The organism is Rhodopseudomonas sp. BR0C11 (assembly GCF_010820945.1).
Taxonomy (GTDB): domain Bacteria; phylum Pseudomonadota; class Alphaproteobacteria; order Rhizobiales; family Xanthobacteraceae; genus Rhodopseudomonas; species Rhodopseudomonas palustris_H.
Window position 1 is genome coordinate 1 of sequence record NZ_QTKI01000143.1, and the last position, 10,879, is coordinate 10,879.

At 67.1% G+C, this 10,879-nt stretch carries 12 protein-coding genes; 7 read left to right on the forward strand and 5 right to left on the reverse strand.

Translation table 11 applies throughout. The features are described from left to right. The 3 genes from DYI24_RS12975 to aat form a co-directional block, all read left to right on the forward strand. Positions 1–560, forward strand: a 560-nt coding sequence (locus DYI24_RS12975) for a spermidine synthase family protein (RefSeq protein ID WP_164572578.1), incomplete at its 5' end; no start/stop codon positions are given. A gap of 242 nt (positions 561–802) precedes the next feature. Next, complete coding sequence (locus tag DYI24_RS12980; RefSeq protein WP_164572579.1) at positions 803–2,020, forward strand: citrate transporter; 1,218 nt, start codon at positions 803–805, stop codon at positions 2,018–2,020. Positions 2,021–2,082: 62 nt separating this feature from the next. Then, complete coding sequence (gene aat, locus DYI24_RS12985) at positions 2,083–2,760, forward strand: leucyl/phenylalanyl-tRNA--protein transferase (RefSeq protein ID WP_164572580.1); 678 nt, start codon at positions 2,083–2,085, stop codon at positions 2,758–2,760. A gap of 150 nt (positions 2,761–2,910) precedes the next feature. Here aat and DYI24_RS28060 read toward each other — a convergent pair whose 3' ends face one another. Continuing rightward, on the reverse strand, positions 2,911–3,117 hold the full coding sequence (locus DYI24_RS28060) for a hypothetical protein (RefSeq protein WP_205523498.1): 207 nt from the start codon (positions 3,115–3,117) through the stop codon (positions 2,911–2,913). Positions 3,118–3,360: 243 nt separating this feature from the next. On the opposite strand from DYI24_RS28060, the gene DYI24_RS12995 reads away from it, so the two are divergent. After that, positions 3,361–4,512: a S1C family serine protease gene (locus DYI24_RS12995; protein ID WP_246701244.1), complete on the forward strand. Its 1,152-nt coding sequence runs from the start codon at positions 3,361–3,363 to the stop codon at positions 4,510–4,512. Positions 4,513–4,711: 199 nt separating this feature from the next. Here the strand turns inward: DYI24_RS12995 and DYI24_RS13000 are convergent, their stop codons facing one another. Further along, a complete protein-coding gene (locus tag DYI24_RS13000; protein ID WP_164572583.1) occupies positions 4,712–5,701 on the reverse strand; it encodes a DUF2155 domain-containing protein in 990 nt (329 codons plus the stop codon). A 232-nt stretch (positions 5,702–5,933) separates the two neighbouring features. Between DYI24_RS13000 and lipP1 the strand changes: the two genes are divergently transcribed. Both lipP1 and DYI24_RS13010 read left to right on the forward strand, forming a co-directional pair. Next, complete coding sequence (lipP1, locus tag DYI24_RS13005; protein ID WP_164572584.1) at positions 5,934–6,878, forward strand: LipP1 family hormone-sensitive lipase; 945 nt, start codon at positions 5,934–5,936, stop codon at positions 6,876–6,878. Positions 6,879–6,985: 107 nt separating this feature from the next. Then, complete coding sequence (locus DYI24_RS13010; protein ID WP_164572585.1) at positions 6,986–8,320, forward strand: glycoside hydrolase 5 family protein; 1,335 nt, start codon at positions 6,986–6,988, stop codon at positions 8,318–8,320. 20 nt (positions 8,321–8,340) lie between these two features. Here DYI24_RS13010 and DYI24_RS13015 read toward each other — a convergent pair whose 3' ends face one another. After that, positions 8,341–9,279 carry a GlxA family transcriptional regulator gene (locus DYI24_RS13015; protein WP_164572586.1) on the reverse strand — a complete coding sequence of 313 codons (939 nt, stop codon included), beginning with the start codon at positions 9,277–9,279 and terminating at the stop codon, positions 8,341–8,343. Positions 9,280–9,402: 123 nt separating this feature from the next. Between DYI24_RS13015 and DYI24_RS13020 the strand changes: the two genes are divergently transcribed. Then, positions 9,403–10,092, forward strand: a complete 690-nt coding sequence (locus DYI24_RS13020; protein WP_164572587.1) for a DJ-1/PfpI family protein — start codon at positions 9,403–9,405, stop codon at positions 10,090–10,092. A 39-nt stretch (positions 10,093–10,131) separates the two neighbouring features. Here the strand turns inward: DYI24_RS13020 and DYI24_RS13025 are convergent, their stop codons facing one another. Both DYI24_RS13025 and DYI24_RS13030 read right to left on the reverse strand, forming a co-directional pair. Then, complete coding sequence (locus tag DYI24_RS13025) at positions 10,132–10,542, reverse strand: NADH:ubiquinone oxidoreductase subunit NDUFA12 (RefSeq protein WP_011157971.1); 411 nt, start codon at positions 10,540–10,542, stop codon at positions 10,132–10,134. Between the two features lie 149 nt (positions 10,543–10,691). Next, a partial coding sequence (locus DYI24_RS13030) for a hypothetical protein (protein ID WP_205523499.1) occupies positions 10,692–10,879 on the reverse strand: 188 nt, incomplete at its 5' end.

The window sequence follows — 10,879 nt, forward strand, 5'->3', positions numbered from 1 at the left end:
ACAGCCGGCTCGGCGGCTCCGAAGAAGCGCTCGCCACCCTCGCCTGTCAGAAGCTTGCCGGCCGGCCTCGTCCGCGTGTCCTGATCGGCGGTCTCGGCATGGGCTTCACGCTGCGCGCCGCGCTGAAGGTGTTCGGCGCCGACGCCGTCATCGAGGTCGCCGAATTGGTGCCTGAAGTGATCGACTGGGCCCGCGGCGAGATGGCCGCGCTGTACGGCGACAGCCTGACCGATCCCCGCGTCAGCATCCTGCAGCGTGACGTCGGCGAGCTGATCCGCGCCGGCGCCGGACGCTACGACGCCATCCTACTCGACGTCGACAACGGCCCCGAAGGCCTGTCGCGCCCCGCCAACGACCAGCTCTACGATAGCCGCGGCGTGTCCGACGCCCGCGCGGCGCTGCGCGGCGGCGGCGTGCTGGCGGTGTGGTCGTCGGGCCCCGACGACAGCTTCACCAAGCGGCTGCGGCGCAGCGATTTCGCCGTCAACGAAGTCCCGGTCCGGGCGGTCGGCAAACGCACCGGCTCACGGCATTGGATCTGGCTCGCGGTCAAAACCTGACCGGCCAAACGTTGCCGGCGAACATATTGCTTTGGCGGCCGGTGCCCTAAGACCATTGCTGCCTTGCCATTCTGTCGCACCTCGGGCAGCTTCCGCCGCGCCGCCGGCACAACCGGTTCGGCCGATCAAATTCGGGAAGATACGCCTTTGAACGCTCACGCCCTCAGCGGCCATAGGTTGCCGTTCGTATCTCGGTGGCGCGCCGCTGCGGCGCAGCCCGTCCTGTCCGGCGCGAGGCAGCCGTGACACCGATCCTGATCTTCGGCATCCCGCTCGATTTCATCCTGTTCGCCGCCACCCTGGTCGGGGTCGCGATCTTCCATCGCCACACCTTGCTGATCGCGCTCGCCGGCCTGGTCACCGTGGTCGGCTACAAGCTGGCGTTTGCCGGCTTCAAGACCGGTGTCGGCCTGTCCGGCCTGGCGCTGCACATGCAGCACGAATGGGTCACGCTGGCGAACCTGTTCCTGCTGCTGATGGGCTTTGCGCTGCTGTCGGCGCATTTCGAGAAGAGCGGCATTCCCGACGAGATGCCGGCGCTGCTCCCCGACGATTGGAAAGGCCCGGTAGTACTGCTCGGCCTGGTGTTCGTGCTGTCGAGCTTCCTGGACAACATTGCCGCCGCGCTGATCGGCGGCATGGTGGCGCGGCACGTGTTTCGCGGCAGGGTCCATATCGGCTATCTCGCCGCGATCGTCGCCGCCTCGAACGCCGGCGGCTCCGGCAGCGTGGTCGGCGACACCACCACCACCATGATGTGGATCGCCGGCGTCTCGCCGCTCAGCGTGCTGGAAGCTTATGTGGCGGCGGTGATCGCGCTGGCGCTGTTCGCGGTGCCGGCCTCGATCCAGCAGCAAAAGTTCTCGCCGATCGTGAAGAACGCGCCGAAAGGCCTGCAGATCGAGTGGGTCCGCGTCGGCATCGTCGCCGCGATCCTGATCGCGGCGCTGGCGGCCAACGTCACCGCCAACATGAAATTCCCCGCCCTGCTCGACCACGCGCCAGTGCTCGGCCTGACGGTCTGGGCGGTGATCCTGATCACCGCGCCGCTGCGCCGGCCGGATTGGGAGCTGATGCCCGCGACCTTCAAGGGCACGATCTTCCTGCTCGCGCTGGTGACCGCGGCCTCGCTGATGCCGGTCGAACAATTGCCCACAGCGAGCTGGCAGACCGCGCTCGGCCTCGGCTTCGTCTCGGCCGGCTTCGACAACATTCCGCTCACCGCGCTGGCGCTGAAACAGGGCGGCTACGACTGGGGCTTTCTGGCCTATGCGGTCGGCTTCGGCGGCTCGATGATGTGGTTCGGCTCCTCGGCCGGCGTCGCGATCACCAACATGTTCCCGGAAGGAAAGTCGGTGGTGATGTGGCTGCGCCACGGCTGGCACGTCGGCATGGCGTATTTCATCGCGTTCTTCGCGATGCTGCTGCTGGTCGGCTGGCATCCCGACCTGCCGCACTAGCCGCTGACTGCCCCTAGTTCCCACGGGGTCGCGCGCCTGCAGCGTCGTGCTATGCTTTGCGCATGGCCTCACGCGACTCCTCCGCCGCTTCCGAGATCACGCCCGACGTGCTGCTGCGCGCTTATGCGTGCGGCATCTTCCCGATGGCCGAAAGCGTCGACGATCCTTCGCTGTTCTGGGTCGAGCCGGACATGCGCGGCATCATTCCGCTCGGCGGCTTCCGCGTGTCCTCGCGCCTCGCCCGCACGGTGCGGTCCGACGCGTTCACCGTCACCGTCAATCGCGACTTCAAGGCAGTGATCGACGGCTGCGCAGCGCCGCAGCCGGGGCGCGACGACACCTGGATCAATCGCAGGATCCGTGAGCTGTATATCGGCCTGCACGACATCGGCCATTGCCACAGCGTCGAGGTCTGGCAGGACGGCGATCTCGCCGGCGGCCTCTACGGCGTCAGCCTCGGCCGGGCGTTCTTCGGCGAGAGCATGTTTCACCGCGCCCGCGATGCTTCGAAGGTGGCGCTCGTCCACCTCGTCGCGCGTCTGCTCGCTGGCGGCTACACCCTGCTCGACACCCAGTTCGTGACGGATCATCTGAAGAGCTTCGGCGCCATCGAATTGCCGCGGCTGCGCTATCGCTCGCTGCTCGACGACGCGCTCGAAGGCGAAGCCTCGTTCGCAGCACTGCCGCTCGATCGCCCGGTCACCGGCGCCGAAGCGCTGGCGATCATCGCGCGGACGTAGCGCATCCTGGTACCAACAACGAACCGTTCAAGCCGTGAACAGACGTCGCTCGCATGACGGTCATTGCTTGACCGCTGCAACCCCGTTTCCTACTAATCGAAGGCAGGGCATCTGGGGACTGTCATGCTGAAAAGAACATTGGACCAAACGTCATTGCGTATCTCGCCGGCTCTGCTGGCTGCAGCTGTTGCGATCGCTGTGATCTCTTTTCCAAACCGCTCCGTCGCGCGCGATGGCGCTGCCGTGTTCGGCGCGCTCGCTGGCGTCGCCGCCGCAGCGATCATCGCCAACGGCATCGCGCAGCAACAACAGCCGCGCGTCTATCGGTCTGCGCGTCATCGCCGGCACGTTGCGCACCGGTCGCGTCCGGCGCCGTCACAGACCTCGATGGCGGACCCGTTCGCCGGCGTCGCCGCTTCGAAAACACGTCCGGCCAGAGACTAAGCGTCTGCCGCCGGACAAAGGCACCTCCACCAGAGGCGCAGCCATTCTCCTGCGCGAAGGCCGATGAAGCACACAACATTCGCAGCGCGGCTCGTGTACCCGCCCCGCAAACCTCGTCCGCGGAAGGATATCCTCGCGCGGACGATCGCTGCACTGATGCTGGTCGGATCGATTGCCATCGCAACGGAGGCCCGCTGCGGCGACCTCAACATCGATAAGTCGTTCGGAAAGGTCTCGGGCTGGGACGTCGGATTCAGCAAGAGCGTCGGTGGTTGCCTCGCCGCGGCGACCTATCAGGATCGAACGACGGTCTGGTTCGGCTTCGCCGGCGACAAGCCTAGCGCCTATATCGCCTTCACCAATCCGCGCTGGGCGTCGGTCGAGGTCGACGGCCAGTACGACATGCAACTCGTCATGGGTCGCACCCGGTGGAACGGCGAGTTCATGGGCTTTGAGCGAAGCAATGAGAAGGGTGTGTTCTCGGGCAATCTCAAGACCGAGTTCATGGTGGAGCTGGCCGAATCCGGCGGCGTCGGCGTCTTCCTCAATCGGCGCCGCGTCGCAGCGCTTTCGTTGGATGGCTCGCGACGCGCGCTCGAAGCGGTGTTGTCGTGCCAGAAAGCGTTCATGACGGCGCAGAGCGACACCCGCGACGAACCTTCAACAGACTCCAAGCCGAAACGCCATACCAAGAGCTCAGGCACTGGCTTCTACGTCTCGGACAGCGGCCATATCGTGACCAATCACCACGTCATCGCCGAGTGTTCGACCATCAACGTGCTGCCTCCAGGCGGAGCTGCCGTGAGCGCTACCCTCGTCGCGAAGGACAAGACCAACGATCTTGCGATCCTGAAGACGGCGTCGTCACCAGCTGCAATTCCGGGCCTGCGATCACAAATGCGGCTCGGCGAGGCGGTGTACGTCTTCGGATTCCCGCTGACCGGCATCCTGTCGACCTCCGGCAACTTCACCGCCGGCGCGATCACCGCGACGACCGGAATGGAAGACGACACCCGACTTGCTCAGATATCGGCGCCGGTTCAGCCGGGCAACAGCGGTGGTCCGCTGCTGGACAAATATGGCAACGTCATCGGCGTGATCGTCTCGAAGCTCAATGCCTTGAACATCGCGGCCGCGACCAAGGACATTCCACAGAACGTCAACTTTGCAATCAAGACCGGTATCGCGACCAACTTCCTCGATTCCAGCGGTGTAGTCCCGACCGGCAAGGTGAGCACGCGCGAGCTAGCGCCCGAGGCGATCGCCGACCTCGCGAAGATCTTCACTGTTCAGGTGCTCTGCAACTGAGCGGTGATCGCCTGGCGGCCGTCGCAAGCGCTGCCAGTGCCGAAAGCAAGCACAGGCTCACGCGCAGCCAACTTTGCTAATCGCGCTCATGCCTTCCCTGCCTGAAGCGGACTACGCCGTTCGCGGCTGCTGGCGGCACAGCTCAACCGTCGGCCATCAGCGAAATCGCCGGCTCCGACTTCTCGGAACCCGAGCGCACTTACTGCTGGAAGCCCGGGAACGGCGGCGGCAGCGGGCGTTGCGGGCGCTGGGGCGGCGGTGCTGGCTGCTGCAGCGATGGCGGCGGCGGCAGTGTCTGCTGCGACTGCTGTTGCTGGCGGCGGCGCTGTTGCGGCGGCGGCGCGGCCGGCTTCGGCGCGTCCGGCTGGGCCATGGGGACGTTCGAGGTCCCCGGGTCCTTACGGTCGGTCAGCCAGATATCGTACATCGGGTGCTCGACCGCATGCAGGCCGGGGCTGGCCGCGAACATCCAGCCCGAGAAGATCCGCTTCACTTCGCCCTGCAGCGTGATCTCGTCGACCTCGACGAAGGCGTCGGTGTTGGCAGCTTCGGTCGACGGCCGGGTGTAGCAGGCGTCGGTCTTCACCCGCAGCGCGCCGAACTGCACCGTCTCGCCGATGTCGGCATCGAAATTGATGGTACGGCCGGTGATCTTGTCGAGACCGGCGAAGCTCGCTTTCTTGTTCACGATCTTCTGCGCCGGCGGCTCGGTGACGATCTCGTCGCCCGGCTGCAGCGTCGCGGGAGCCGGCGGCGGATTGGCCTGCGGCGTACCGCGCGGCTGGCGCTGGCCCGGCGGCAGACCGGGCAGCGGATTGGTCGCGGCCGGCGCGTTGGCGACGCCGGCATTCGGCTCCGCCGGCTGCTGAGCGGCCGGCGGCGGGGTCTGCGGAATCACGGTGGAGCCCGGCGGCGGCGGCAACGGCTGCGACTGCACCGGTCCCGGCATCGCCGAGCCCTGCATCGCGCGACCCGGCGCCGGCAGCACCCGCCCCTGCGGCGGCAGATCCGGCACCTCTTCCTCCTCGTCGTCGGCAGGCGGCGGCGCGCCACGCGGCACCGTTCCCGGCGGCCGCGGCGGCGGATCCGAGAAGATGTTGCCGATCTGCGCCTGCGCGGGAGGCGCAAACGCGATCAACGGGGCGACGATCAACGCCGCAAGACCGACTAGGCTCAGGCTTCGGGACATTCCGCGCGGCTTCAATCGACGAATCAGGCTTGCGACATTCTACAGCTTCGGGCCGCTCGCATTGGCCTCCCGGTTAACACGGGGAATACGGCGGGGAAAGGGCGTGGCGGCTCCGGGCGACGCGGCTGGCTATTGCGAGGAACTCCTGAGATATTGGTTTCAAATCCCGGCGGGCCTACCCGCCGGCGAATAGGCAAGCCCCGGCCCGAACCGGGGAGCACGAGGAAGCCCCATGCCCGCCAAGCTCGATCCCGATGCCGCTGCCGTTTACAAGGCCTTCCAGGACGCCGGACGCCCGGCTTACGAGACGCTGACCGCCGACGAAGCCCGCGCCTACTACTCGGCGGCGCGGCTGGTCAGCAATCCCGATCCGGCCGAAATGGCGTCGGTCCGTTCGATCGCGATCCCCGGCCCGGCCGGCGATATCCCGGCCCGGCTCTACACTCCGAACAAACTCCGCCAGGACGAGGGTCTGGCGCCGGCGCTGGTGTTCTTTCATGGCGGCGGCTGGGTGATCGGCGATCTCGAGACCCACGACGTTGTCTGCCGCGGCATCGCCCAGGATGGCGAACTGCTGGTGATCTCGGTCGACTACCGGCTCGCGCCCGAGCACAAATTCCCCGCTGCCGTCAACGACGCGATCGCCGCGACGCGCTGGATCGCTGACAACGCCAAAAAGCTCGGCATCGATCCCGAACAGCTCAGCGTCGGTGGCGACAGCGCCGGCGGCAACCTCTCCGCGGTGGTCGCGCTGCATGCCCGCGATCACGGCGGCCCCTTGCTCGCCGGTCAGGTGCTGATCTATCCGGCCACCGATTTCTCGATGCGGCATCCGTCGCACAGCGAGCCGGAGACCAGCGTGCTGTTGACGCATTCGGTGATCCGCTGGTTTCGTGATCACTATCTCAGCGGCGCGCAAGATGCCGAGGACTGGCGTGCCTCGCCGGCGCGCGCCGAGACCCTTGCGGGCCTGCCGCCGGCCTTCGTCATCACCGCCGGCGCCGATCCGCTGCGCGACGAAGGCGACGAATACGCCCGTCGTCTGGTCGACGCCGGAGTCCCGGTGATGCATCGGGCCTATCCGGGCCAATTCCACGGCTTCTTCACCATGGGCAAGCTGCTGCCGCAGGCCAACGTCGCGGTGCGCGAGATCGGCGACTGGCTGAAGGCGCTTTAGCCGCAGGCCGGCATTGACCGGCGTCAACGTGACCGCGCTCCAGCCGTCCGAGGATTTGCGCGGTCAACAGGGAGCAGCGGCGCGCGGGCGCCGGTCGTCACGACGGAATGACTGAACTTGCACGCACGCGCTGGGGCGGCCTTGCCGATCGCAAGGTCGAGGCCAGTGGTTTCTTCCGAACAGAACAGATCGACGGCGTGTGGTGGTTCATCGATCCGGACGGCGGACGGTTTCTGTCCAAGGGCGTGGTCTCGGTGCAGTTCGACCATGACAACGTTCAGGGCACCGATCGCCGGCCGTATCGCGAAGCCTGCACGCGCAAATACGGCAGCCGCGAAGCGTGGCGCCGCGTCGCGGCGGACCGCCTCGCCTCCTGGGGCTTCAACACACTCGGCGCCTGGTCGGAGCCGGAGGTCGCAGGCGCCGGCGCCGTTCCCCTCGCCTCCGCCGCCGGCGTCGTCTATGTCGCGACCGCCTTCGGCGAACAACGCGGCGGCTGGCCGCTGTGCGACATCTTCGATCCGGAATTCGAGCAGTTCGCCCGCGCGCACGCGCGCAAGGTCTGCACGCCGCAGAGCGACGATCCTCACGTGCTCGGCTGGTTCACCGATAACGAGTTGCCGTGGGGACCGGATTGGCGCGGCGAAAACGAACTGCTGCCGACTATCCTTCGCGCGATGGGGGCACCATTCTCGCGCCGCGCCGCGCTGGCGCTGCTGAAAAACCGCTACGACAGCATCGATCAGTTCAATGCGGCGTGGCAATGCGCTCTCTCATCGTGGGACGATCTCGCCGCCGCGCCGCTGCAGGCGCCGCCGTTCCGCCGCAACTTCTTCACCAACGATCGGGCGCAGGAGCATGATCCGATCGCACGCGCTTACTTCGCAGATTGCGATGCCTTCGCCGGGCTGCTGGCCGAGCGCTGCCTGTCGGTCAGCGCCGCCGCGATCCGTGCGGCCGATCCCAATCACCTCGTGCTCGGCGCCAGGTTCGCTTACGTGCCGCCGCAGGACGTCGTCGATGCGGCCGGCAGATATTGCGACGTGATCAGCGTCAATTGCTACGATCCGCTGCCAGACGCAGTGATCGACGGCTACGCCGAAACCGGGCGGCCGTGCCTAATCGGCGAATACTCGTTCCGCGGCGATGACGCCGGACTCCCCAATACGCACGGCGCCGGCCCGCGAACGCCGACCCAGCGGGAGCGCGCTGCGGGCTTCACGCGCTACACCACCGCGGCACTGCGCCATCCGGCGCTGATCGGCTACCACTGGTTCGTTCACGCCGACCAGCCGGCGGAAGGCCGCTGGGATGGCGAGGACTCCAACTACGGCGTCGTGACGATCGAAGACGAGGTCTATCCCGAGCTGACCCAGGCGATGACGGCGCTCAACGCCGCAGCCGAACGGATTCACGCCGAGACCGCTCCGGTGTTGGCCTGATCACGGAGCCGCCGCGATCGTCACGCCGCCTTAGCGGCGCGGCGCAGAGCTTGCGGCGGGTGACCAAAGGCGCGGATGAAGGCACGGCGCATCCGCTCCGGATCGCCGAATCCGGTGGCCTGTGCGACCAACTCGATCGCTTCACCTGAAGCCTGCACCCGGCTGCGCGCCACTTCGAGCCGCAGCCGCTCCACCGCCTTCGACGGCGTGGTGCCGGTTTCATCCCGGAACGCCCGGGCGAAATGCCGCGTGCTCATCCCCGCCTGCTCGGCCAATTGCTCGACGGTGAGCGGCCTGTCCAGATGTTCGCGCATCCACGACAGCAGTCCGGCGAACCGCCCGGACGGCGCCTGCAGCTCGATCAGCGACGAGAACTGCGACTGACCGCCGGCGCGTCGCTGCGCCACCACCAACTGCCGCGCGACGTCACGGGCGATCGCATCGGAGTAATCCTCGGCGATGATCGCCAGCGCCAGATCGATGCCGGCGCTGATGCCGGCCGAGGTCCACACCTCGCCGTCGCGCACGAAGATTCGATCCGGCTCCAGCCGAACCTGCGGATAGCGCGTGCGGAAGTCACGGCTGCGCCCCCAATGCGTGGTGGCCCGCCGGCCATCGAGCAGTCCGGCTTCTGCCAGCACATAGGCGCCCGAGCAGACACTCGCGATGCGGCAGCCGCGTTTCGCCGCGGCCTTCAGAAACGTCTGCAGCCGCGGACACTGCGCCGCCGCGCGAACACCTTCACCACCCGCAACGATCAGCGTCCGCATCGCCCGATCATGGCGCAGGCCGCGCGCCAGCAGCTCGGCGCCCGACGAACTACGGACCGCACCGGCCTCTGCCGTCATCACTCTGATGGCAGGCGCCAGCTTCGCGTAGCGTGCGGCGATCTCGAACGCCGCGATCGGCCCTGCGGCATCGAGCAGTTGGAAATCCGGATAGATCAGCACGCCGATCATGAAGCGCCTCGCTGAGGGCTTGTCTGAAAACGAGGGAAATATGCCATTTCGGCCAAGAGGCGAGCATGCCAGATTGGCTCCGTCAAGCGCTGACGCGCGCCAGGCCGTTTCACGGAGACCATCATGACCACCACGACCATCGGACTGCTGCTGTTTCCCAACCTGACGCAGCTCGACCTCACCGGGCCGCTGCAGGTGTTCTCGAGGTTGCCGAACGCGAAAGTGTATCTGGTGGCCAAGACGATGACCCCGGTCACCAGCGATACCGCGTTGATGCTGCCGCCGACCATCGACTTCGGCCGCTGCCCGCAGCTCGATGTCATCTGCGTGCCCGGCGGCGCCGGCACCGACGATCTGGTCAATGACGAGGACACCCTCGCCTTCCTGCGGCAGCAGGCGGAACAGGCGCGCTATCTCACCTCCGTCTGTACCGGCGCGCTGGTGCTCGGCGCGGCGGGCCTGCTGCGCGGCTACCGCGCGACGACGCATTGGTCGGCGCTGGAGGATCTGGCGGCGTTCGGGGCAATTCCGGAGCGGTCGCGGGTCTGCATCGACCGCAATCGTATCAGCGGTGGCGGAGTGACCGCCGGAATCGATTTTGCGCTGACGCTGGCGGAGCTGCTGGCTGACCGCCCGACCGCGCAGGCGATCCAGTTGATGCTGGAGTACAATCCGGCGCCGCCGTTCAACGCCGGTTCGCCGGACACCGCCCCGCAGGAGGTGGTGGCGATGCTGAAACAGCGGATGCAGGGGGCGCGTCAACGCCGCATCGACGCCGTGAAGCGTGCGGCCGATCGGCTGTCACGCGATTAAAGGCGACGGCCTGTCAGGCCGCCGCGGAAGAGAGAAGCCTCAGGCGCCCGGGGTCCAGGGCTGATAGTCGCCGGTCGCCTTCGGCCGGCGGCCGGTCGACAGCGTGGAGCCGGTCGGGCGATGCGCCAGCGGCGTGCCGGTCCGGTTCGGCTGGTGCGGCTTCATCCACTCGCGCGGCGTGAAGCTTTCCTGGGTCGGCGGCACATCCACAACGTTGTGCAGCCAGCCGTGCCATTCCGGCGGGACCCGGCTCGGCTCGGCATAGCCGTTGTACAGCACCCAGCGCCGCTCGAAGCCCAGCGTCGGATCGATCTTGCCACCCTTGGTGCGGAAGTAGCGGTTGCCTTGGTCGTCGGTGCCGACCAGCTCGCCGAACCGCCAGGTCCACAGCTGGGTGCCGAACGTGAAGCCGTTCCACCAGGTAAAAATCCGCAGCAAAAACAGTTTCATCTCGGCGCATCCTTGGCGGCGACAACAGAGTCCCTGATGCCACCGGCGGGCCCGCTTGTCCAGCCGTTGCGAATGCCTGCGAACAAGCGCCACGGCCAGGTTCCGCAAAATCACCGCAATTCATTCAGCCCTTATACAACTGAATGGGATCAGCTTTCGCCGATAAGCGGCGGAATGGGAACGACGGCGATCCAGCCGGGTTGAGACCGCGGGCGTTCCAAGCCAATCCCGTCGATGGAGCCGATGATGTTGAATTTGAGAACCTTGAGTGCCGTGGCCGCGCTGGCCATCGCCCTTCCCCTGACGGCGACGCCGAGCTTCGCGCAAGGCCCCGCAG